Annotated in this window: 15 protein-coding genes and 1 pseudogene; 11 read left to right on the forward strand and 5 right to left on the reverse strand. The window is 59.2% G+C overall.

Annotated elements, in window-relative coordinates:
- Positions 1-2: 2 nt before the first annotated feature.
- On the reverse strand, positions 3-704 hold the full coding sequence (locus tag QU606_RS20905; RefSeq protein ID WP_024075804.1) for a response regulator transcription factor: 702 nt from the start codon (positions 702-704) through the stop codon (positions 3-5).
- Between QU606_RS20905 and QU606_RS20910 the strand changes: the two genes are divergently transcribed.
- The 5 genes from QU606_RS20910 (at position 597) to QU606_RS20930 (ending at position 7,601) form a co-directional block, all read left to right on the forward strand.
- Positions 597-2,132 (forward strand): efflux RND transporter periplasmic adaptor subunit, encoded by a 1,536-nt coding sequence (locus QU606_RS20910; RefSeq protein ID WP_342307777.1) that lies wholly within the window; start codon positions 597-599, stop codon positions 2,130-2,132. The genes QU606_RS20905 and QU606_RS20910 overlap by 108 nt on opposite strands.
- 6 nt (positions 2,133-2,138) lie before the next feature.
- Positions 2,139-5,228 (forward strand): efflux RND transporter permease subunit, encoded by a 3,090-nt coding sequence (locus tag QU606_RS20915; protein ID WP_304997464.1) that lies wholly within the window; start codon positions 2,139-2,141, stop codon positions 5,226-5,228.
- Positions 5,229-5,428: 200 nt separating this feature from the next.
- On the forward strand, positions 5,429-6,070 hold the full coding sequence (locus QU606_RS20920) for a DUF1345 domain-containing protein (protein WP_304997465.1): 642 nt from the start codon (positions 5,429-5,431) through the stop codon (positions 6,068-6,070).
- A gap of 128 nt (positions 6,071-6,198) precedes the next feature.
- On the forward strand, positions 6,199-7,047 hold the full coding sequence (locus tag QU606_RS20925; protein ID WP_168232922.1) for a hypothetical protein: 849 nt from the start codon (positions 6,199-6,201) through the stop codon (positions 7,045-7,047).
- 134 nt (positions 7,048-7,181) lie between these two features.
- Positions 7,182-7,601 carry a hypothetical protein gene (locus QU606_RS20930; protein WP_024075808.1) on the forward strand — a complete coding sequence of 140 codons (420 nt, stop codon included), beginning with the start codon at positions 7,182-7,184 and terminating at the stop codon, positions 7,599-7,601.
- A gap of 72 nt (positions 7,602-7,673) precedes the next feature.
- On the opposite strand, the gene QU606_RS20935 is transcribed toward QU606_RS20930, so the two are convergent.
- The 3 genes from QU606_RS20935 to QU606_RS20945 form a co-directional block, all read right to left on the reverse strand.
- Complete coding sequence (locus QU606_RS20935) at positions 7,674-9,941, reverse strand: autotransporter outer membrane beta-barrel domain-containing protein (protein WP_069075845.1); 2,268 nt, start codon at positions 9,939-9,941, stop codon at positions 7,674-7,676.
- Positions 9,942-10,149: 208 nt separating this feature from the next.
- Positions 10,150-12,129 carry a hypothetical protein gene (locus QU606_RS20940; protein ID WP_069075846.1) on the reverse strand — a complete coding sequence of 660 codons (1,980 nt, stop codon included), beginning with the start codon at positions 12,127-12,129 and terminating at the stop codon, positions 10,150-10,152.
- A gap of 154 nt (positions 12,130-12,283) precedes the next feature.
- Positions 12,284-14,257: a hypothetical protein gene (locus tag QU606_RS20945; RefSeq protein ID WP_304997466.1), complete on the reverse strand. Its 1,974-nt coding sequence runs from the start codon at positions 14,255-14,257 to the stop codon at positions 12,284-12,286.
- A 305-nt stretch (positions 14,258-14,562) separates the two neighbouring features.
- Between QU606_RS20945 and QU606_RS20950 the strand changes: the two genes are divergently transcribed.
- The 5 genes from QU606_RS20950 (at position 14,563) to QU606_RS20970 (ending at position 19,720) form a co-directional block, all read left to right on the forward strand.
- Complete coding sequence (locus QU606_RS20950; protein ID WP_201770119.1) at positions 14,563-15,570, forward strand: LacI family DNA-binding transcriptional regulator; 1,008 nt, start codon at positions 14,563-14,565, stop codon at positions 15,568-15,570.
- Between the two features lie 112 nt (positions 15,571-15,682).
- A complete protein-coding gene (locus QU606_RS20955) occupies positions 15,683-16,465 on the forward strand; it encodes a sugar phosphate isomerase/epimerase (RefSeq protein WP_069075848.1) in 783 nt (260 codons plus the stop codon).
- Complete coding sequence (locus tag QU606_RS20960; protein WP_304997467.1) at positions 16,458-17,399, forward strand: sugar kinase; 942 nt, start codon at positions 16,458-16,460, stop codon at positions 17,397-17,399. Before QU606_RS20955 ends, QU606_RS20960 begins: the two co-directional genes overlap by 8 nt.
- A gap of 45 nt (positions 17,400-17,444) precedes the next feature.
- Complete coding sequence (locus QU606_RS20965) at positions 17,445-18,740, forward strand: MFS transporter (RefSeq protein WP_069075849.1); 1,296 nt, start codon at positions 17,445-17,447, stop codon at positions 18,738-18,740.
- Complete coding sequence (locus QU606_RS20970) at positions 18,740-19,720, forward strand: D-glycerate dehydrogenase (protein WP_150294983.1); 981 nt, start codon at positions 18,740-18,742, stop codon at positions 19,718-19,720. Before QU606_RS20965 ends, QU606_RS20970 begins: the two co-directional genes overlap by 1 nt.
- A gap of 370 nt (positions 19,721-20,090) precedes the next feature.
- Here QU606_RS20970 and QU606_RS20975 read toward each other — a convergent pair whose 3' ends face one another.
- Entirely contained in the window at positions 20,091-21,716 is a 1,626-nt protein-coding gene (locus QU606_RS20975; protein WP_304997468.1) for a methyl-accepting chemotaxis protein, read from the reverse strand.
- A gap of 232 nt (positions 21,717-21,948) precedes the next feature.
- On the opposite strand from QU606_RS20975, the pseudogene QU606_RS20980 reads away from it, so the two are divergent.
- A pseudogene (locus QU606_RS20980) lies at positions 21,949-23,377 on the forward strand (nucleobase:cation symporter-2 family protein).
- The last annotated feature ends 9 nt before the right edge of the window (positions 23,378-23,386 follow it).

The following is a 23,386-nucleotide window of genomic DNA, read 5'->3' on the forward strand; positions in this document are numbered from 1 at the left end:
GATCAGCATTCCCACTCGGAACGACTGAACAAGTAGCCCTTGCCCCACACGGTCTTGATCTTGCGCGCCTCGCCAGCGTGGTCGTCGAATTTGCGGCGCAGCTTGGAAATCGCCACGTCCACCGAGCGGTCGGTGCCATTGAACTCGATGCCGCGCAGGCGTTGCAGGATCTGGTCGCGGCTGAGCACCTCGCCGGCATGCCGTGCCAGCACCACCAACAGGTTGTATTCACCGCTGGACAACTCCACCGCCTGCTCACGCCAACTCACGGTGCGTTCCGACAGGTCGATGCATAGGTTGCCCATGACGATCTGGTCGTTGGCCACCTGGGGCTCCGACAGACTGCTGCGGCGCAGCAATGTGCGGACACGGGCTAGCAACACGCGCGGTTCGCAGGGTTTGGTCACATAGTCATCGGCGCCCATTTCCAGGCCCAGCACCTGGTCATGGCTGTCATCACGGGCGGTCAGCATCAGGATCGGCAGGCCCGCCGAGTCGGCGCGCAGTAAGCGGCACACTTGCAAGCCGTCGAGACCGGGCAGCATCAGGTCGAGGATCACCAGGTCGGGCGGGTTGAGGCGCGCGCGTTCGCGCACATGATCGCCCCGGCTGAGCACACTGACGTGGTAACCGTTGCGTTCCAGGTAGCTGGCAATCAGCTCGGAGAGAGCGGCGTCGTCTTCGACCAGGAGGATGTTGGGCATGATGTTTCCAGAAATACAGTGATGTGTCGTTCACAAATCCCATGTGGGAGCAGGCTTGCCTGCTATGGCGGTGCTTCAGATACAGAGTCGTTGACTGATTCACCGCGATCGGGGGCAAGCCCCCTCCCACATTTGATCCTCATTGTAAGCAAGGTTGTGCAAGGATATACGCCCCCGGTGCCCTGCGGGCTGCACCTTACATTTCTTCACAGACGACCTACACAGCTTCACAGCACCACGGCGCAGGTGACCTTAGGATGTGCCAGTCAATATTGGGATAAGAGCATGTCGAAGAATCTGTTTGCGCCGTTTTGCCTGTTGGCCCTGACGCTGGCACTCAGCGCCTGTGACAAGTCGGCCGGTGAGGCACCGGCAACGCCCCCGGTCAAAGTGAGGATCGAAACCCTTGCAGCCAAGCCCCTGTCCATCACCAGCGAATTGAGCGGGCGTATCGCCGCGCCGCGCATTGCCGAAGTGCGTGCGCGGGTCGCCGGGGTGGTGATGCAACAGGTGTTCAAGGAAGGCCATGACGTCAAACAGGGCGACGTGCTGTTTCGCATCGACCCAGCACCGTTCAAGGCCGACCTGGACAGTGCCCAGGCCAACCTGAGCAAAGCCGAGGCCAATGCGTTCCAGGCGCGCCTACAGGAGCAGCGCTACAGCCAGTTGGTGGAAGGCAATGCCATCAGCGGCCAGGACTACGACAACGCCCGCGCCGCCGTGCGCCAGACCAACGCCGAAGTCGCCGCCAACAAGGCCGCCGTCGAGCGCGCCAGGCTGAACCTGGGCTATGCCACCGTGACCGCGCCGATTTCCGGGCGCATCGGCCGCGCACTGGTAACCGAGGGGGCGCTGGTCGGCCAGAACGAGGCCACGCCACTGGCGCTTATCCAGCAACTGGACCCGATTCACGCCGACCTGACCCAGTCCACCCGCGAGCTGAACGACCTGCGCCGCGCCTTCCGCGCGGGCAGCTTGAAGCAAGTCGGCCAGGACCAGGCCAAGGCCACGTTGATCCAGGACGACGGCAGCCTGTATCCGCTGCCAGGCAAGTTGCTGTTCGCCGAAATCAGCGTCGACCCGGGCACCGGTCAAATCATCCTGCGCAGCGAGTTCCCCAACCCCGACCTCGACCTGTTGCCCGGCAGCTTCGTGCGCGTGCGCCTGGAACAGGCCGTCGACAAACAGGGCATCAGCGTGCCGCAACGCGCCATCACCCGTGATAGCGCCGGTATCCCCATGGTGCTGTTGCTGGACGCCGAACAAACCGTGAGCCTGCAACCGGTGGAACTGGGCGCGGTCATCGAAGACCGCTGGATCGTCAGCAGCGGCCTCAAGGCCGGCGATCGTATCGTCGTCGAGGGCCTGCAACACGCGCGGCCCGGTGAAAAAGTTGAAGTGGACGACAGCCCGCTCGTAAAGGAATAACCCGCCATGCCGCAGTTTTTTATTGACCGCCCGGTGTTCGCCTGGGTGGTGGCCATGTTCATCCTGCTGGCCGGTGCGCTGGCCATCCCGCAGTTGCCGGTGGCCCAGTACCCCGACGTCGCACCACCGAAAGTGGAAATCTACGCGGTGTACCCGGGCGCTTCGGCCCAGACCCTGGATGAAAGTGTGGTCAGCCTGATCGAGCAGGAGCTCAACGGTGCCGATCACCTGCTGTATTTCGAATCCCAGAGCAGCCTGGGTTCGGCAACCATTACCGCGACCTTCCAGCCGGGCACCAACCCGGAAATGGCCCAGGTCGATGTGCAGAACCGCCTCAAGGCGGTGGAGCCGCGCCTGCCCCAAGCCGTGACCCAGCAAGGTTTGCGGGTGGAGAAAGTGTCTGCCGGCTTCCTGCTGCTGGTCACGCTCACCTCCAACGACGGCAAGCTCGACGACGTGGCGCTCAGCGATTACCTGGCGCGCAACGTGATGAACGAGCTCAAGCGCCTGGACGGGGTGGGCAAGGCCCAGTTGTATGGTGCCGAACGCGCCATGCGCATCTGGATCGACCCGCAGAAGCTGATCGGCTTCAACCTCACGCCGGCCGACGTGAATGCCGCGATCAGCGCACAGAACGCACAGGTTTCCGCCGGCAGCATCGGTGATTTGCCGGGCACCAATACCCAGGAGATCACGGCGGCGATCCTGGTCAAGGGCCAGCTGTCTACGCCGGCGGAGTTCGCCGACATTGTGCTCAAGGCCAACCCGGACGGGTCCACCGTGCGCATCGGCGATGTGGCGCGTGTGGAAGTGGGCAGCCAGGAATACCAGTTCTCCACACGCCTGAACGGCAAGCCCTCGACCGCCGTCAGCGTGCAACTGTCGCCAGGCGCCAACGCCCTGAGTACCGCGACCCTGGTGCGGGCGAAGATGGACGAGTTGTCGCGTTACTTCCCGGCCAATGTGGAATACAAGATTCCGTACGACACCTCGCCGTTCGTCAAGGTCTCGATCACCAAGGTGGTCTACACCCTGCTCGAAGCCATGGCGCTGGTATTCGCGGTGATGTTCCTGTTCCTGCAGAACGTGCGCTACACGCTGATCCCGACGCTGGTGGTGCCGATCGCGCTGATGGGCACCTTCGCCACCATGCTGTTGCTGGGCTTCTCGATCAACGTGTTGACCATGTTCGGCATGGTGCTGGCCATCGGCATCCTGGTGGACGATGCGATCGTCGTGGTGGAGAACGTCGAGCGGATCATGGCCACCGAGGGCCTGTCGCCCAAGGACGCGACCAAGAAAGCCATGGGCCAGATCACCGGCGCCATCATCGGCATCACCCTGGTGCTGGTCGCGGTATTCCTGCCGATGGCATTCATGCCGGGGTCGGTGGGGGTGATTTACCAGCAGTTCTCGCTGTCGATGGCCACCTCGATCCTGTTCTCGGCGTTCCTCGCCCTGACCTTGACCCCAGCCTTGTGCGCGACGCTGCTCAAGCCGATCGCCAAGGGTGATCACCACGCCAAGGGCGGCTTCTTCGGCTGGTTCAACCAGCGTTTTGAAAGCCTCACCAATCGCTACGAAGGCTGGGTGGCCTATGCCCTCAAGCGCAGCGGCCGTTACCTGTTGATTTACCTGGTGCTGCTGGTGGGCCTGGGGTGGATGTTCAGCCGCCTGCCCTCCTCGTTCCTGCCCGTGGAAGACCAGGGCTACACCATCACCGATATCCAGTTGCCGCCTGGTGCGAGCAAGAACCGCACGGTGCAGGTGGCCGAGCAGATCGAAGCGCACAACGCCGGGGAACCCGGCGTGGGTGATACCACCATGATCATGGGTTTCAGTTTCTCCGGCTCGGGGCAGAACGCGGCGCTGGCGTTTACGACGCTCAAGGATTGGTCGCAACGCAGCAGCGACGATTCTGCCGCGTCGATTGCCGACCGCGCCAACATGGCCTTCAGCGAGCTCAAGGACGCGATTGCCTATGCGATCCTGCCGCCCCCCGTGGACGGCCTGGGCACCTCCAGCGGTTTCGAGTTCCGCTTGCAGGACCGCGGCGGTGTTGGCCATGCGGCGTTGATGGCGGCACGTACCGAGTTGCTCAACGCCGCCGGCAAAAGCCCGATCCTGGCCAACGTGCGCGAAACCGCCCTGGCCGAAGCCCCGCAGGTACAGCTGGAGGTGGACCGCAAGCAGGCCAACGCATTGGGCGTGGCCTTTGCCGATGTGGGCAGCGTGTTGTCGTCGGCCATCGGCTCGGCCTACGTCAACGACTTCCCCAACCAGGGCCGCATGCAACGCGTGGTGGTGCAGGCCGAAGGCGACCAGCGCAGCCAAGTGGCGGATTTGATGAAGATCAATGTGCGCAACAAAACCGGCAAGATGGTGCCGCTGTCGGCTTTTGTCGAAGCCAAATGGACCCAGGGCCCGGCGCAGTTGACGCGCTACAACGGCTACCCGGCCATCGCCATCAGCGGCGAAGCGGCACCGGGGCACAGCACCGGCGAGGCGATGGAAGAAATCCAGCGCCTGGTCAGCCAGTTGCCGGCGGGGCTGGGCCAGGAGTGGACCGGTTTGTCACTGCAGGAACGCTTGTCCGGCTCCCAGGCGCCGTTGCTATTGGGTCTGTCACTGCTGATCGTGTTCCTGTGCCTGGCAGCGCTGTATGAAAGCTGGTCGATCCCCACGTCGGTATTGCTGGTGGTGCCGCTCGGCGTACTCGGCGCGGTCGTGGCCGTTTCCTTGCGCGGCATGCCCAACGATGTGTTCTTCAAGGTCGGCTTGATCACCATCATCGGCCTGTCGGCGAAAAACGCGATCCTGATCATCGAGTTCGCCAAGGACCTGTACGACCAGGGCGAAGACCTGATGAGCGCCACCCTGAAGGCCGCGCGCTTGCGCCTGCGCCCGATCATCATGACGTCGCTGGCGTTCATCCTCGGCGTGGTGCCATTGGCGATTGCCACCGGCGCCAGTTCCGCCAGCCAGCAGGCGATTGGTACGGGGGTGATTGGCGGGATGATCACGGCGACACTGGCGGTGGTGTTTGTGCCGGTGTTCTTTGTGGTGGTCATGAAGCTGGTGCGCAAAAAGAGCTAAGGCTTTTTGGGGGACACGGTAACTGTGGCGAGCGGGCTTGTCCCGCGTTGGGCTGCGCAGCAGCCCCAATAAGAGCGCTGCAGTGTGCCAGGCAGGTCCGGGGTTATGTTTTGGGGCTGCTGCGCAGCCCAACGCGGGACAAGCCCGCTCGCCACAAAAAATGCGCTAAGGTGCTCACAAATAGCCATTTGTGAGCCCCCATGCCCTTCCTCGCCCGCACCCACCCTCGCCTCTCCGCTGCCGCCGCCCTGGGCCTTGCCGCTGGCATCCTGGTGCCGGCCGACAGCGTCGTCAGCAAGATCCTCATCGGCTGGAACACCGGGGTCTGGACTTACCTGGTACTGATGCTGTGGCTGACCATCCGCGCCAAGGCCCCGGACGTCAAACGCATCGCCGAGATCGAAGACGAAAACGCCGGCCTGGTGCTGTTCATCGTGTGCATCGCCGCCATTGCGAGTTTGGCGACCATCACCTTCGAACTGGTGGGCAGCAAAGACCTGCCGACCACCGCGCGCCTGCTGCACTACGGCTTTACCGGGCTGACCGTGATCGGTTCATGGCTGCTGATCGGGGTGATTTTCAGCGTGCATTACGCACGCCTGTATTACACCTGGGAAGGCCCGGAGCCTGCACTGCGCTTTGCCGAAGACCTGCGCACCCCCAATTACTGGGACTTCCTGTATTTCTCCTTCACCATCGGCGTGGCCGTGCAAACGGCGGACGTGGGGGTGGCGACCCGCGCCATGCGCAAAGTGGTGCTGGGGCAATCGTTGATCGGGTTTCTGTTCAACACGGCGATCCTGGGCTTCTCGATCAATATCGCTGCGGGCCTGTTTGGTTGAGGCTCAATCGCTCTTCTATCCGACGAGTGGCTCCCTGACCTGTTAGTTCTGACAGTTGTGTGCAACGTCAATATGGCGCCGAATAGCCTCACGTATGCAGCCGCACTACGTGCCGTAGAAGCGCTGATGTGCAACTGAAAATCACCGGCTGCAACCACTTTCCGGCGGGAGAAAAAATAATGCCAAGGCGAACGGCCTCAACCAGCAACCTCCTCCTCAACGGTAATTTCAGTCAATACGCAATGCACTGGAATACAACAGGCTCTGTCGATTACTCCCGACAATACTGTAGAGCACTTACCGGTCAGGCCTCCCAGCAGGTCAATATCAACCCTGGTGCCAGTTACTTACTGCGCATGTGGAGTCAAGTGATCTTCAAGGGTGCTGGCGCGGTGGTGATCACCTCTGAGCCCTCGGGTACAGCCGATCGTATTGAGCTCGATGCTTTTCATCTGTGGACCAAACGAGAGTTCAACTATTCCCCTCCCGCCGGTACAACCTCCGCTACCGTCACCGTCACGGGCACGACAGGCGAGGTTTGTGTCGACGAGATTGAACTGCTCGTGGACACCACCACTCCAGTTCGACCGGAGCTGATCAGAAATGGCGATTTCATCCAAAATAACGCTGATTGGACCGTAGAAAGGCCTGGGCCAGCGTCAAGCGTCAACTTCACCGCCGGTGTCTGCAGTGCGAACCTGGGGGGCTTGATCTATCAGGACATAGCGGTAGAGCCTGGCAAAACCTACAGTTTTAACCTGATGGCCGCGAACCCCACAAGCGGGGACGGTGCGGCCCGGTTGTACGACGTGGCCAATACCGGCGTTATCTTGCTGGATATTGAATTAAGAGGGCCGGAAACGTTCCAGCCCTATCAACGTAACTTCCAAGTTCCAGCCGGTACGCACCAACTGCGTGTACTGATGGTGGGAATTACCTTTTTGAGACTAGACAGCGTGTCCTTCAAGCTCGCCTGAAGGCACTGCCGACTTGATTGAAAGTATTTGTGTGAAGTCGATAACCCAACACGTTGCGCGTTGATGTGGCAGTCCAGGTGGAGACGTAATCGCCAGGCACTCGACACGCTCCCAGCCCCCAAGGAGAAACGCTCATGACCGCCATCCACCGTCACCGTCCACCAAAACTGCATCTGGCCGCCCAGTATTTTAAAGGCATTATCGACGGCGAAGATTTCACCGCCAATATATTTTCAATCACCTGCACGGCAGGAAAATGGACGATCACCGGCAGTAGAGTCGATAGCAACGGCGTGACCCACAAGTTGCAGTTGTCGCTACCTTCAACTTATGGCATAGGCATCTATCGACTGGAGGACCATCCGGACATTCGGTTTACCTATAGCACTGATGACCTTTTAGAGCCTGTACTGCGATACGGTTTCTCCGGATTGGTCGAATTCAGGGCCATTGACCCTTCAAATACCCACGCCACGGGTGGACTCAGCGATATCCAAACCCGTGACGACGGCAACCCAGTCTCTACCATCTCTGCGCTGTTCAGCCTGGGCTGACGCCCGAAGGTCGTTAAACTGCACATACCAAAAAGGAAGCCGAAGCTTCCTTTTTGGATACATACGTATGAGTTACCAGCTATAACGCACACCCACGTTAGCACCCCATGGTTGATCGACATGTTTACCTTTGCTGTGCTCGAAGTCAGCATGCAGCTGCAGGTTTTTCGACAGTGAGACCGCTACACCAGCACCGAACTCAGCACGAGAACCTGAGACGTCATTGTTGAACACATGGCCGTTGACCGATGCTTTATTGTCTTTCGCAAACTCATGCGCTACCGCTGTACGCAGGTAAGGCTGAACGATGCTGCCGTCATCCATTATAAAATCGCGACCTACCGTTACCCCCAGCTTACCGAGTGCCGAATGGGTGTTCTGGCCTTTGGCTTGCAGGCCATTGTCCAACCCATAGTTCTTGCCCTTGACCACAATAGTGGATGCCTGAGCAAACGGTTCGACAAAGAAATCATTCTCCAGCTTGATGTTGCGACCCACTTCTACCGAAGCACCAATGCCGTTGGTGCCGTATTTACCCTTAGCCTTGGCACCATCGCTGAGGCCGACCTTGGACTCATTCTCAAAGCGGTTGGCTTTGATAACACCGTCGAAGTAGTAGCCGCTGTCTGCATCCATCCAAGTGGCATAGCCGCCCACGTAGTAGCTTTTCACCGTGCCGGAAGTACCACGGCTCAGGTCCAGATCGGAGTTGCTATGCCCTGCCATGACCCCAACCAGCCATTGGCTGTCTTCACTCAGGGGTGCATCGGCGCCGAGAGAGAAACCGCGTTGGCTCTGCTTATAACCCACGCCATTAGCGCCCGACACCGAGTACTTGTTGCCGTAGCTACGAATCCAGCCACCACCTTCAGCGTCATGGTGGCGTAACTCGCCCATGCGGCTGCGCAACGAAGTCATCTCGCCATACCATACGGTCGGCGCGGTGTTAAACAACGCCAGCACCGAGCGAGTACCGGGGCTGATAGTCCGTGCGCTGGGGTCGAGGAACCAATCGTTACCATCCTGCTTCAGCCCATAGGACCATGCACCGACATCCACCGCGCCGCCCACCAGCGAAAACTCGGCATCGCCGCCGCCGGTGTGCACGATATGTACGTCACCGGGCGACACAGGCTCCAGGCCGCTGCTCGCCACCAACAAACTGTGCTGACCGGTTGCATCGCCAGATATATTCAGAAAATCATTCAGGCCCTGGGCAAAATCAGCGCCCATGACGAATGTACCGTTACCACTCAGTGTCTCCAGGTCCAACTGATAAAACGCATCCGTTTCGCCAAACTTCACCGTACCGCCCGCGAGATCAAGCGCACCCACCAGGCTGTTACCCGTCAGGTTCCAGAACGAACCATCACCTATGGCAAGGCTATCGACATTCAACAAGCTGCCGGTCAACGATGAGTGGTTTTGCAAGCTCAGATTGGCACTGCTACCGGCCTCGACGAACACATTGCCGTTCAAATGGCTGTTGTTGACATTCATGTTGGCAGTTGCGCCACCGGTCACTTCCAGCAGGTTACCGTTGCCGCCGATCAACTGCGAGCCGTTACTCACTTCGATGGTGGCTGTAGGAATGCGCCCGGTCTGGCCGGCGACCAAAATGGCCGCCCCCGTCTTGCCCTCAACGGTCGACTGATCGAGTACCAATGTGCCGTCATCGGTAATACCTGCCGCACGGGTGAAACGTACACCATTGCGCTCACCCACTAGCATGCTGTTCTGAGCAGAGGCCGAACCGCCGATCAACAGGACACCGGTACTGCCGACAGCCGTCCCTTGTACCAGCGAGTCAAAAAAATGCAGTTCGCTCAATTGAGTGGCTGAGGCACCCGCCTGAGCGCCCTTTATTGTGCTGTTACTAACATGGGCGGTAGAACCGCCAGGTGTAGAACTGTACCGGTTCAGCACTAAACCAACGGATTGGGCGCTCTCCAAATGGCTGCCGGAAATGGTTGCAGTACCATTGGTAAGTTCCATTGCCGAGGCGCCTGGCGCCGTGGACATGACCGTGGAATTCTGGATAGCAACCGTGGAACCTTCCTGAGCAACGATACGCTCGATAGTACTCCCACTGTTCACAGTGAGCTGCGCACCCAGGCTCCGAATAGCCGCTGTGGTTGCCCCATTGACGGTCAGGCTGGAGCCATTCTGCAGCGCCCAGTTTTTTACGGTTTCACCGGATTCAATGACCTTCGACTCACCAGGCGCTACCACTCCCTGTTCGGAATGAGCCTGCGCCGCAACACCCAGAAGTAATCCGAACGACGACACTTTGACTGCCGCACTTAAAGGTGAAAGTTTGAAAATATGTTTGATGAACATGCTGTAACACTCGCTCTGACAATATGCCTGACCAAATGGCATGGCTCGTTCCGATGGAGTGGAGCCAGACCTGTAGAGGCCGCGAGGTTATAGTTGGAGGGCGTAACGGTAAGTAGGATAAATCTGAAGATAACAAGAGGACGCCATTCAGCCGACTTATTAGAAAAGGCACCGAAGAAGGTTATCCCTCGATGCCTTGCGTACAGCGCTATGGAGCAGAGTCACTACTACCGTCGCAGTAGTTGTTGGCGGTCACCATCCTCGCAGGAATGACTGCTGGTACTGACCTAGCAGGCGTTCCGCTCACGTCCAGAGAATATTGCAACCAGAGCGAGTTATAGGGCGGCTTCGCGCCGGCTACTTTAAGGTGAGGGTCGAAGGGTTGCAGGTGGAAGATGAAGCCGTTGGCTGCGGTGGTTGGATCCAGCGTCACCGAGCTAGTACCCCGTGTTGGCTCGATAGGTTGGTCACCCGCAAGCCCCGTTGAGGCCACATACTCGATCGTTACCACTACTTGATCCGCAAAAAATTCAGCGTTTGGAGGAATTTTCACTTCAAGGTATTCCGGGTCGCTTGTTGGTCGCAGAGATGCACAGCTAATCCTTCCCCGTGGGTCGCCGGTCCAAGGCAGGGTATTGAGGAACTCAGCCGCATCCAGTGTGTGAGTGATCGCATCGTCGACTTCAACGGGCGTACTTTCTGAGAAATTGCTGTTCGTCGATGCGGGATTGCGCACCCCATAAAAAACATCGATCGCTGGACCATTACCCGCTGCGGCAATCGCTGCCTTGTCGACCACGATAGTGATTGGAGCACCTGCGCCCTCGCCAAAAGCAATAGTATGAGTACCTGCTATGTTCAGCCGGCTTCCCCAATACAACGTAATGACATCACCTTCGGCCGGTGCTGGAGTAACGCTCCAAAGATCGAAGACCGCCAGAATGTCATCTACGTGATCGATGTCAGCGGAATTCAGATAGTTCTCTCTAGGAGGGAAAGATGCAGGCCCCTGTATGGTGACCTGATCCAGGTCAGGACTCGGATCACCCGGCAGGGGAGTCACTGGACCCGCTTTGCTCAGGTCGACATCCACCAATGTTTCATCATCCGGACGGTTTTTTGAACCCGTCCTCAGAATGATGTAGCTCAGAGCTGTCTCTATAGGACCTTCCTGCGAGCCATACTCATCAATGATCAGTTGAGGAGGCGCGGTGAATACAAAATCGAAAACACCGTTCAACGGCGCGGGCGTGGTTTCCTGGCTTCCCCATTTCAGAATGTATTGGTCGCCAGGATCCCATGCATAAAGGGGAATCGCCAACTGGACCCCCGCCGTCCAAGCGTCGATATCGATCAGCGTGCTACCCGCAGGACTGACCACCTTCAGAGGTGCCAGTACCAGATTCGCACTGCGTCTCAAACGACGCCCAGTGGGAACTTTCGAGATTTCACTGTAATTGCCGGCCGCATCTCGCAGTCGATAAAACCAGAAGAAAATCCCATCTACAGCAGTGTCGAAGAACGTAATGGGCAAATTGAAATCCGCTCCCCCCGAAGGCATTGGAAAACTGCCCAGCGAGGGCGAGTCATCCGGAGGCAATTCCGATGTGAACCAGACGTCCGACACCATATCCCCTACGTCCCAATCCCCATAGGAAGGAATCCCTAACTCGAATCCACTGGGATTCAAGTCCAATGTTTCTTGGGTGATATCTGCGCCTTGAGGCAATGAGGCAGGATAAACGCCCCTAGCAGGCGCCTCACTTTTACCTGGGGACTTATAGGGACCATACAGATCGATCTTCACTCGTTGAGCTTTGGAAAAGTCTGAATAATCCCCACCTGATCCAGGTTTTACCTTGAACCTGAGATCAAACTCACCATGGCCTAATAGATTGACTGAAACCGTGACCTCAACATGCGGACCAGAAGGCTCGGTTGGAAAAAAAATCGGGTCCAATGGTGTCCAGGATGAAACCCCGGCAGGGCTGAATTCAACTTGCATTTCATCCCCATCGTCGGGAAACCGCCAAATGGGGCATTCCAGAACAAGGCCGCCATCACGATCCAGAAAAGGACGCCAGACCAAACCTTTACCATCCTCTAGCGCCTGGGGAAAATTCGGTGCTTCCAGATTAGGATTCTCCCAACCACTTACTATCACTTGCTTAACACTTTTAACGGTCATTTCAGTCTCTCCTTGCCTATGTTAATAGCTTGCGGTGAATGGACTGCTGACAACTTTTTATTAAACAGCAGGCCGCACAGAGTCCCTCTCCGATCAAGCACAGCGGAAGATGATTAATTAACTTTTATGCAACTTTATAACTGACCACTTACTATCAACGATCAGATTCCGGACCATTACCATTCGGCCCACAATAAATCGGTGGTGTATGGGCAAACAATCGGTCGATCTTCACGTAACGAATGCGTGAAGTCCCCACACGCATACCAAGGCGCCATACCGTGAACTCGGCGTAAGCGCCCGCCCCCTCTCCCGTGGGGTTCTTGATCGGCTCAACGTAAGGACGGTAATCCACTACAAAGTCGTGGTAACCGAGGCGCTCATCATCCCCATTCCACGACTGTGAGAACAATCCTTCGGTTTCTTTAATAGGACCGCTGCCTGCAAAACCCGACGTACCCTGCCAATGCATGCGTATTTCATCATTGATCTCAATGGCCGCATGTTTAAAAACACGAACATGCACACCGTCCCAGAGCGGCGGGACGGTCTGACAGTTGAGCCAACCAAATGAGTTAACGTGAACAAACTCAGCTTGAGGAAAGTTTACCGGTGCTGTCACATTGATATTTACTGCCTGATCAGGGGCCAGTTGTTCATTCACACCATTGCTGGTGCGATAACGCACAGGGAACGCCGGATTGTTTGGCGTCTGCTCAACCACCGACCAGGCGATAGGCGAAAAAGTCACCCGCCTGCCAGCGAAATCCGTGGGCTGTACCGTATAAGAAGCAACGGGGTCCTCTCTATCCCCCCAGTAAAGGAACATTTGCTCGCCTGCATGCGGATCATCAAATAGAAGAACCGAAGCCGTGACAGGTTGATCGGCATCCCGGATATCCAAGTGATTCGGCGTATTGCTCCCCTGCCCGCGGATCTCGACTCGTTCAAGGTGTCGGTTATATTCAGCGGGTGCCTGGTCATGATCTTGCCCGGCCACGCGAAAGTCGCAATCCACATGTTGTATTGGCGATAGAACTCCATCGGGCTTGCCAGCACGGTAAATCTCATACTGCACTGGCATTCTGGTCTGCACGTAGCCTTTCTGGATCAATACCGGCCAACTGATTGAGACGATTTTCGGAAATCCCTCAACCGGTTCTCTTGACAGAGGGATACCATTCCAAAGAGTCACAACCTCATCAGTAGGATCCCAATCAAAATACGCCTCGAATCGCATCGTTACGCCTGCCCGCGCATCCTTGCGATCAATCAAACCGTCGAAATCAAAGGCAAGCACCCGCGGCGGCTTCAGGCCACTGGGCGATGGTTTGAGGTTGATATAAACAGGGGTGGGCCCGGAGGCATCGACGCGTTGGTTACCTGCTCGGTCCCGTAGGGTATACCGTACGATCCGGGGACCGTTCAACAACGTACGGAATTTATCCCCCGGAATAGGTACAACCAAATCGGATACCGCAGAAGGGAACGTGTGCTCATAAGCCGCCTCATAAGGATTGGCCGATTCATCGTTCAATAAAAAAATCAGAACGTCATCGAAGGCTTTTCGATCCAGATATGAAGGAATTTTAAAATCCACCGTCAGGTGATCTGGATCGCTCAAATACTCTTCGGTAATTCCATAGGTGCGGACGTCCGGATCAACAAACTCACCAGGCCCCAGGGGTTGGTTACCCCCTGGCGCTATCCGATCAATGGTGAATGTCGTGGTGTAAGGGCTGTGTTCTATCCCGCCGGGCCCATCAATGTAATAACTAATGTCGTAAGACCCACTGATATTCAACCAATTGCCCTTAATAAACAGCGATACGGGGAAGTCTTTTTCCTGAGTCAATGGGCCCGGCAGAGGAATCGGAGGAAGCGGATACGGAGACTCGGGTGTATGAGGCTTGATCGAGAAATGAACGTAGTCGACTTCCCCGGTATCAGCGGGAAAGGCCCAGATCTGGGTCAATTGGACTTCAATGGGGTCATAAAGATATTTAGTGGGAATCAGCCCGTCAGGGTCATCTTCAAAGGCCTTGACCACAACAGCCTTTTTTAGCTCTGAAACTTGCGCCGTTGCGCTGCGGCTGGAGGGGGGGAAACGGTTGGATGAAAGCGTCATGCGACTCTCCTTATTCAGCCAGCGAACCGATGCATCGTTTAGAAAAAACACGTGTTATGGCGGTATCACTACCTCTTGCACGCTCAAATTAAGCGCCACTTCACAAGCCCTGAATACTGTCAGAACTCACAGGTCCCCCTACCGTTTGTCGGCCAGACCGGTCCCATCCCTGTAGTTGACGCTTGACCATTCACCCGAATCTGGTGTTTCCTGAAACCGGTTTCATATCAACCATGACCCACCCCCAATAAGAAAGGCCCGCGACCGTGACCTCTTTTTCCGCCGCTCAACGCAGCCGCGTGACCATGCTCGACGTCGCCCTGCACGCAGGGGTCTCAAAGGCCAGCGTGTCACGCTTCATCGGCGACGACCGCGCCCTGCTCTCCGATGCCATTGCCCTGCGCATCGAGCACGCCATCAATGAACTCGGCTACCGCCCCAACCAGATGGCCCGTGGCTTGAAGCGCGGCCGCACGCGCCTGATCGGCATGCTGGTGGCCGATATCCGCAACCCTTATTCCATTGCCGTGATGCACGGCGTCGAAACTGCGTGCCGCCAGCATGGCTACAGCCTGGTGGTGTGCAATACCGACCGTGATGACGAGCAGGAGCGCCAGCACCTGGCGGCGCTGCGTTCGTACAACATCGAAGGGCTGATCGTGAACACCCTTGGCCATCACCTTGACCAACTGCTGGAACTGCAACGGGAAATGCCCCTGGTGCTGGTGGACCGCAAGGTCGAACCGCTGCACAGCGACCTGGTGGGCCTGGACAACCCGGCGGCGGTACGCATGGCGGTGGAACACCTCGAACAGCAGGGCTATCGCGATGTGTTGCTGGTGAGCGAAGCCACAGACGGCACCAGTTCGCGGTTGGAACGCCTGGAGAGTTTCAAGGCCGAGATTGCCCGGCGCCCGGCGTTGACCGGCGCGGTATTGGAGCTGGATGGCGCGCTGCAAAACCACTTGCACACCTTTCTAGCCAAGGCCGGCCCCAAGGCGTTGTTCTGCGCCAACGGCATCGCCGCGCTCGCTTGCACCCAAGCGCTCAAGGCATTGGGTTGCCACCTGTTTGAAGACGTCGGCCTGATCGCCCTGGATGACCTGGACTGGTACCCATTGGTGGGCAATGGCATCACGGCCCTCGCCCAGCCGACCCAGGCAATTGGCGCCAGTGCGTTCGACTGCTTGCTCAAGCGCTTGCGCGGCGATACCGAGCCGACACGCACCCTGGACTTCCTGCCCCAACTGATTCTCCGAGGCTCCACAACCCCTTGTAGGAGCGAGCTTGCTCGCGAAAAACGCCAACGATAACGCAGCGATCCTGGTTTAACGCGGCGCGCTCAGGTTTTTCGCGAGCAAGTTCGCTCCGACAGGAAAGTGTTTTTTTCAGAAAAAATGAAACCGGTTTCAGAGGGACACAACAATGCATAAATACCCCGTTTCCATCAGCCTTTCCAGCTACGGCGCCGACCTCGTACGCCAGCAGGGCCAACTGAGTTTTGTCGAACTGTTGGCGGCTGCCGGCGCCCAGCGTATCGAGTGGCGTGAGGAGCTGCTGACCCGCGAGCAACCCGTCGAACTGGCCCGGGCCGCCGCCGAGCAGGGCCTCGAATCGGTGTTCTCATCGCCCCTTGAGCTGTGGGTCGCCGGCCGCGCCCAACCGAATGCCGAGCTGAGCGCCACCCTGGACCGTGCCCAGGCCTTTGGCGCGCGCTGGCTCAAAGTCTCCCTGGGTTATTTCACCGACACCAACGACCTGGAAAGCCTGCACGCCCTGCTCAACCGCCATCCGGTCCACCTGCTGGTGGAAAACGACCAGACCCTGCACGGCGGGCGCATCGAGCCGATGCAGCGCTTCTTCACTGAAGTGGAGCGCCTGGGCCTGCCGATCAAGATGACCTTCGATATCGGCAACTGGCACTGGCAGGACCAATCCGCCCTCACCGCCGCGCGCCTGCTGGGCCGGCATGTGGATTACCTGCACTGCAAGGCCGTGGCCCGTCGCCCGGACGGCAAGTTGGTCGCCCTGCCGCCCGGCGCCACCGACCTGCATCTGTGGGAACAACTGCTCAAGCATATGACTCAAGGTATTACCCGTGCCGTGGAATTCCCGCTGCAAGGCGAAGACCTGCTCGACGTCACCGCCCGGCAGGTCGCCACCCTCGCCCTGCTTGGCCAACCCCACGCGGAGAACGCCCATGTCTGAGATCGATATCCTGTCGTTTGGTGAAACCATGGCGATGTTTGTCGCCGAACAGACCGGCGAGCTGGCCGAGGTCGGCCACTTTCACAAACGCATTGCTGGCGCCGACAGCAATGTCGCCATCGGCCTGTCGCGCCTGGGGTTCAACGTTGCCTGGCTGAGCCGGGTGGGCAATGACTCCCTCGGGCGTTTTGTGGTCGACACGTTGAAACAGGAGGGGTTGGATTGCTGCCATGTGGCGGTCGACCCGCTGCACCCCACCGGTTTTCAACTCAAGTCCCGTGAAGAGGCTGGCGCCGACCCTCAAGTCGAATACTTCCGCAAGGGCTCGGCGGCCAGCCATTTGTCGATCGCCGCCATCAACCCCGTACTGCTGCAAGCACGGCACCTGCATGCCACCGGTATTCCGCCGGCCTTGTCCGACGCCACCCGCGAGCTGTCCTTCGAACTGATGACACAGATGCGCACCGCCGGCCGCAGCGTGTCGTTCGACCCCAACCTGCGCCCTTCGCTGTGGGCCAGCCAGGCGCAGATGATCCGCGAAATCAACGCCCTCGCCGGGTTGGCGGACTGGGTCCTGCCGGGCTTGAGCGAAGGTCGCCTGCTCACCGGTTTCGAGGACCCGGCCGATATCGCCGCGTTCTACCTGGACCAGGGTGCCGAAGCCGTGGCCATCAAGCTCGGCCCGGACGGCGCCTACTACCGCACCCAGATGGACCAGGGTTTTGTCGCCGCCGTCAGCGTCGACAAGGTGGTCGACACCGTAGGGGCCGGTGATGGTTTTGCCGTCGGCATGATCAGTGCCCTGCTGGAAAACCTCAGCTTCCCCGAGGCCGTGCAGCGCGGCAATTGGATCGGCAGCCGCGCAGTACAAAGTCGCGGCGACATGGAAGGCCTGCCCAGGCGCGAAGCGTTACCCACCCGATCCGTCGCTTGACCGACTACCTGTTGCCACAACTACAACAAGCTCAGGAGCAACCCCATGGAAACCGTGAAACTCGCCACCCGCCGTTGGTGGTACATCATGCCCATCGTCTTTATCACCTACAGCCTGGCGTACCTGGACCGCGCCAACTACGGTTTCGCCGCCGCCTCCGGGATGGCCGAGGACCTGATGATCACCCCCGGCATGTCGTCGTTGCTGGGGGCACTGTTTTTCCTCGGTTACTTTTTCTTCCAGGTGCCGGGGGCGATCTATGCGCAGAAGCGCAGCGTCAAGAAACTGATCTTTGTCAGCCTGATCCTCTGGGGCGGCCTGGCCACCCTGACCGGCGTGGTGTCCAACGCCTATATGCTGATCGCGATCCGCTTCATGCTCGGCGTGGTCGAAGCGGCGGTGATGCCCGCCATGCTGGTGTACCTGTGCCACTGGTTCACCCGTGCCGAACGTTCGCGGGCCAACACCTTCCTGATCCTCGGCAACCCGGTGACCATGCTGTGGATGTCGGTGGTGTCGGGTTACCTGGTGCAGCATTTCAGCTGGCGCTGGATGTTCATCATCGAAGGCTTGCCGGCGGTGCTGTGGGCGTTTATCTGGTGGAAACTGGCGGATGAAAGGCCTGCGGACGCCCAGTGGCTGAGCGAACAGCATAAAAAAGACCTGGAAATTGCGTTGGCCGCCGAACAGGTGGGCATCAAGGCCGTGAAGAATTACGCCGAGGCGTTCCGCTCACCCAAGGTGATCATCCTCGCGCTGCAGTTCTTCTGCTGGAGCATCGGCGTGTATGGCTTTGTGCTGTGGCTGCCGTCGATCCTCAAGGCGGGCTTGAAAATGGACATGGTCGAGGCCGGCTGGCTGTCAGCCCTGCCTTACCTGGCGGCGGTGATCGGCATGCTGGCGGTGTCCTGGGGCTCGGACAAACTGCAAAAACGTAAACGCTTTGTGTGGCCACCGTTGCTGATCGCCTCGATCGCCTTCTACGCGTCCTACGTGCTGGGTGCCGAACACTTCTGGTGGTCCTATACCCTGCTGGTCATCGCCGGTGCGTGCATGTATGCGCCCTATGGCCCGTTCTTCGCCATCGTCCCGGAAATCCTGCCCGCCAACGTCGCCGGTGGCGCCATGGCCCTGATCAACAGCATGGGCGCGCTCGGTTCGTTCGGCGGTTCGTACCTGGTGGGTTACCTCAATAGCAGCACCGGCTCGCCCGGCGCGTCATACCTGCTGATGAGCGGCGCGTTGATGCTCTCGGTGGTGCTGACGATTTTCCTCAAGCCTGGCGCCAGCGACCGCGTGCGCGCGCCTTTGCATACCCTCGAATTGAAGGCCAAGACCTGATGAAAAAATCCATCGTGCTGTACAAGAAACTCTCTGCCCCGCTGATGGCCCGCCTGCATGAGCAGGCCGAGGTCACCTTGATCGAGGCGCTGGATGACAGCGGCCTGGCCAAACTGCGCGATGCCCTCCCCGGCGCCCACGGTTTGCTCGGTGCGAGCCTGCGCCTGGATGCCAAGCTGCTGGACCTGGCACCCAACCTGGAGGCGGTGGCCAGTGTCTCAGTGGGGGTCGACAACTACGATATCGATTACCTGACCCAGCGCGGCGTCCTGCTCAGCAACACGCCCGACGTGCTCACCGAAACCACCGCCGACACTGGGTTCGCGCTGATCCTGGCGACCGCCCGGCGCGTGGTCGAGTTGGCCGACATGGTGCGTGCCGGCCAATGGAACAAAAACATCGGCCCGGCGCACTTCGGCAGCGATGTGCATGGCAAGACCCTGGGCATCATCGGTATGGGCCGCATTGGCGAAGCCCTGGCCCAGCGCGGGCATTTCGGCTTTGGCATGCCGGTGATCTACCACAGCCACTCGCCCAAGCCCTTGGTGGAAGAACGGTTCGGCGCGCAGTACCGCAGCCTGGACGACTTGCTGCGACAAGCGGACTTCGTCTGCCTGACACTGCCGTTGACCGCTGAAACGGAGCAGTTGATCGGCGCCCAGGAATTCGCACTGATGGGCCCGGAGACGATCTTTATCAATATCTCCCGCGGCAAGGTGGTGGATGAAGCCGCGCTGGTCGAGGCCTTGCAGCAGCGCACGATTCGCGCGGCGGGGCTGGATGTGTTCGAGCGCGAACCGCTGCCTCACGATTCGCCGTTGCTGCGCTTGAACAACGTAGTGGCAACGCCGCATATCGGCTCTGCGACCCATGAGACGCGCGAAGCGATGGCCCAGTGTGCGGTGGATAATCTGTTGGCGGCGCTGGCGGGCCAGAAGCCGAAAAACCTGGTGAACCCAGGGGCCTGGAAGCAATCGTAGGAGGCAGCGCCGCCCCTGTGGCGAGCGGGCTTGCCCTAATGCCGTTCAGTTAAGCGTACATCGCCTTCTGTAGGAGCGAGGGGGACGCCTAGTTCTTGCTCGCGAAAAACGTCAACGATAACGCGTGTTTCCTGAGTGAACGCGGCGCCTGTGAGTTCTTCGCGAGCAAGCTCGCTCCTACAAAAAAGCCTTAACTGAACGGCATTAGGGCAAGCCCGCTCGCCACAAGCAAGCCCGCTCGCCACAGTTAAAGTGTTTCGCCTTAACTGACTGGCATGAATGGTGGCGGATCAGTCAGTAGATGAGTTGACTGCCCCGCCGCCATCGGGAGCAGGCTCCCTCCCACATTTGGATGGCATTGCAAAGTGGGTCAGATAACGAACCTGGCCACCATCCCATTCAAATCCACCGCCAGGCGCGACAGCTCATGGCTGGCCGCGCTGGTCTGGTTGGCCCCCGCCGCCGACTGAGTCGCCAGGTCGCGGATGTTCACCAGGTTGCGGTCCACTTCGCGAGACACCTGGGCCTGTTCTTCCGAGGCGCTGGCGATCACCAGGTTGCGTTCGTTGATCAGGCTGATGGATTGGGTGATCTGCTCCAGCGCCACACCGGCAGCCCGGGCCATTTCCAAGGTGTCCTGGGTGCGCTGGTTGCTTTGCTGCATGGATTGCACGGCTTCGCCGGTGCCGTTCTGGATGCCGGCGACCATTTTCTCAATCTCCTGGGTCGACTGCGCGGTGCGATGGGCCAGGGCCCGCACCTCGTCGGCCACCACCGCGAAACCACGCCCGGCTTCACCGGCACGGGCGGCCTCGATCGCCGCGTTGAGCGCCAGCAGGTTGGTCTGCTCGGCAATGGCGCGGATCACATCCAGTACCTTGCCGATGTCACGGCCCTGGGTCGCCAGGCCTTCGATCATCGCTGCGGTGTTTTGTACGTCCTGGGTCATGGTCTGGATCGCGCCGACGGTTTCCACCACCCGGTCGCGGCCTTCGCGTGCGGCCTGGTTGGACTGGTTGGAAGCCTCGGAGGTGGACACCGCATTGCGCGCCACTTCCTCGACCGCAGCGGTCATTTCGTTGACCGCCGTGGCCGCCTGGTCGATTTCGTTGTTCTGCTGTTGCAAGCCTTTGGAGGCTTCCTCGGTCACGGCGCTCAGTTCTTCGGCGGCGGACGCCAACTGTGTGGCCGAGCCGGCAATATGCTGGATGGTCTGGCGCAGGTTGGCTTGCATGCGCGACAGGGCAGTGATCAGGCGTGCCGGCTCGTCCTTGCCAGCGTCTTCAATGACTTTGGTCAGGTTGCCACCGGCGATGGTCTCGGCCACTTCCACGGCCTTGCGCAGCGGCGTAACAATGCTGCGAGTCAGCAACCAGGCCAGCAGCACCGTCATCAACGCAGCCACCACCGACACGATCACGATCCCGCTGACGGCTTGCTGATAGCTACCTTCGGCGTTACGGGCGGCCTGGTCGGCGCCGGCGCTATTGATTGCGATCAGCTTGTTCAACTGCTCACCCATCTGGTCCGTGCCGTCCTTGATGCGGGTGTTGATGAGCGTGCGCATTTCCTCGACTTTGTTCTGCTGGGACAACGACAACATCTCGGCCTGGGCAGTAAGGTAGTTGTCGAGGGTCGTGGCGAAGGTTTTATACAGGGCCGCCTCCTCCGGACCGGCGGGCGTTAACGCGTAAGCCTTCTGAGCCACCTTGACCTTGTCCACCAGCACGCCCACACGTGTCTTGGCCTCTTCCAGGGCGGCGGGTTCGCGGTTGATCAGGATCCGGAAGGACAAGATGCGCAGGCGCAACACGTTTTCGGTCAGATTGCCAAGGTACTTCACACTGGGCAGTTGGTTGGCCGACATGTCCAACGATGCCTGGCGGATGGTCGTCATGCGGTTGACCGCGAACACCCCGAGAATAATGACAAGTAGCGCAATGAACGCAAAACCGAGAAAAGCACGGGGGGCAATATTCAAATTACGAAGGGACATAGGGGTACTCTCGAGAAGTAGTGTGGGCGAGCATCCTTGCCGCGACACGATCCGTGGGCGTCAACGCGCAGCCTGGACCTTTGGCGCCACCGTTCTAATTGGAGTGTGGGCCTATCCAGGCTATCGGCAGGGTTGAGAAATTAATTGAAAAAATCCGAAATATTTTTTCACACTTCTGACAACCGGCTGTTTCTGGCATCCTGCGCCTCCCTTTTCGACCCGAGCCTGTATTTTGTCTGACGCTCAAGCCCCCCCGCCCGCGCTATAAATCCGACCTGATCTACGGCCTGGAAGACCGCCCGCACTTCACCGCAGCGATGTTTGCCGCGTTGCAGCATGTGTTGGCCAGTTTTGTCGGCATTATCACCCCCACCCTGATCGTCGGTGGCGTGCTCGGCCTGGAAAGCGAAGTGCCCTACCTGGTGAGCATGGCGCTGTTTGTGTCGGGGCTCGGCACCTTCGTCCAGGCGCGCAAGTTTGGCCCGATCGGTTCAGGGCTGCTGTGCCTGCAGGGCACCAGCTTTTCCTTTATCAGCGTGATCCTCAGTGCAGGGTTCATGGTCAAGGCGCGGGGCGGCGGCACCGACGAGATCCTCTCGACGATCTTTGGCATCTGTTTTTTCGCAGCATTTATTGAAGTGGTGCTCAGCCAGTTCATCGGCAAGCTGCGCAAGCTGATCACCCCGGTGGTGACCGGCACCATCATTACCTTGATGGGCCTGTCACTGATCAAGGTGGCAGTCACCGACATGGCGGGTGGTTTTGGCGCCAGCGACCTGGGCGCGGCAAGCAACATGGGCTTGGCGGCGCTGGTGCTGCTGACCATCGTGGTACTCAACCGCTTCAATAATCCGTTCCTGCGCCTGGGCTCGATCGTGATCGGCCTGACCCTGGGCTTCGTGGTGGCCTGGTGGCTGGGCCGCGTCGACTTGGCAGCCCTGCCCCAGGTGCCGCTGATCAGCGTACCGGTGCCGTTCAAGTACGGTTTCTCATTCGACTGGGTGGCGTTTATCCCGGTGGCGGTGATCTTCCTGATTTCGCCCCTGGAAGCCGCCGGCGACCTGACAGCCAACTCGATGATCTCCCAGCAGCCGGTCAAGGGCCCGCTGTACATCAAGCGTATCAAGTCCGGTCTGTTGGCCGACGGCCTCAACTCGGCGATGGCGGCCACTTTCAACAGCCTGCCGATGGTGACCTTCGCCCAGAACAACGGCGTGATCCAGCTCACCGGCGTGGCCAGCCGTTATGTGGCGTACTTCATCGCCGGCCTGCTGGTGCTGCTGGGGCTGTTCCCGATGATCGGCGCGGTGCTGCAACTGATGCCTAAACCCGTTCTCGGTGGCGCGACGCTGATCATGTTCGGCACCGTCGCGGTGGCCGGCATCAAGATCCTCGCCGAAGCCGGGCTGCACCGGCGCAATGTGTTGATCGTGGCGATCTCGCTGGGCATGGGCCTGGGCGTCGCGGCGGTCCCGGAAGTGTTGCGTGACCTGCCCAAGGCACTGCACAACATCTTTGAATCGCCGATCACCGTGGGCGCGTTCTGTGCAATCCTGCTGAACATTTTCCTGCCCGAAGCGTTCATAGAGCTGGAAGAAGATGAATTTGATCCGGAGTCCTCAACCCTCAAAGTAATGCAGGACCCGGACGTCACGCACTAGGAGCACCTT

This window comes from Pseudomonas sp. OVF7 (genome assembly GCF_030644265.1).
In the GTDB taxonomy this organism is placed as follows: Bacteria; Pseudomonadota; Gammaproteobacteria; order Pseudomonadales; family Pseudomonadaceae; genus Aquipseudomonas; species Aquipseudomonas gorinensis.

What these genes read in the sequence shown, in the direction of transcription:
- QU606_RS20910 (WP_342307777.1), top strand. Translation starts at nt 597, where the DNA reads ATGATCGCCCCGGCTGAGCACACTGACGTGGTAACCGTTGCGTTCCAG.
- QU606_RS20905 (WP_024075804.1), bottom strand. Translation starts at nt 704, where the DNA reads ATGCCCAACATCCTCCTGGTCGAAGACGACGCCGCTCTCTCCGAGCTG.
- QU606_RS20915 (WP_304997464.1), top strand. Translation starts at nt 2,139, where the DNA reads ATGCCGCAGTTTTTTATTGACCGCCCGGTGTTCGCCTGGGTGGTGGCC.
- QU606_RS20920 (WP_304997465.1), top strand. Translation starts at nt 5,429, where the DNA reads ATGCCCTTCCTCGCCCGCACCCACCCTCGCCTCTCCGCTGCCGCCGCC.
- QU606_RS20930 (WP_024075808.1), top strand. Translation starts at nt 7,182, where the DNA reads ATGACCGCCATCCACCGTCACCGTCCACCAAAACTGCATCTGGCCGCC.
- QU606_RS20935 (WP_069075845.1), bottom strand. Translation starts at nt 9,941, where the DNA reads ATGTTCATCAAACATATTTTCAAACTTTCACCTTTAAGTGCGGCAGTC.
- QU606_RS20940 (WP_069075846.1), bottom strand. Translation starts at nt 12,129, where the DNA reads ATGACCGTTAAAAGTGTTAAGCAAGTGATAGTAAGTGGTTGGGAGAAT.
- QU606_RS20945 (WP_304997466.1), bottom strand. Translation starts at nt 14,257, where the DNA reads ATGACGCTTTCATCCAACCGTTTCCCCCCCTCCAGCCGCAGCGCAACG.
- QU606_RS20950 (WP_201770119.1), top strand. Translation starts at nt 14,563, where the DNA reads ATGCTCGACGTCGCCCTGCACGCAGGGGTCTCAAAGGCCAGCGTGTCA.
- QU606_RS20955 (WP_069075848.1), top strand. Translation starts at nt 15,683, where the DNA reads ATGCATAAATACCCCGTTTCCATCAGCCTTTCCAGCTACGGCGCCGAC.
- QU606_RS20960 (WP_304997467.1), top strand. Translation starts at nt 16,458, where the DNA reads ATGTCTGAGATCGATATCCTGTCGTTTGGTGAAACCATGGCGATGTTT.
- QU606_RS20965 (WP_069075849.1), top strand. Translation starts at nt 17,445, where the DNA reads ATGGAAACCGTGAAACTCGCCACCCGCCGTTGGTGGTACATCATGCCC.
- QU606_RS20970 (WP_150294983.1), top strand. Translation starts at nt 18,740, where the DNA reads ATGAAAAAATCCATCGTGCTGTACAAGAAACTCTCTGCCCCGCTGATG.
- QU606_RS20975 (WP_304997468.1), bottom strand. Translation starts at nt 21,716, where the DNA reads ATGTCCCTTCGTAATTTGAATATTGCCCCCCGTGCTTTTCTCGGTTTT.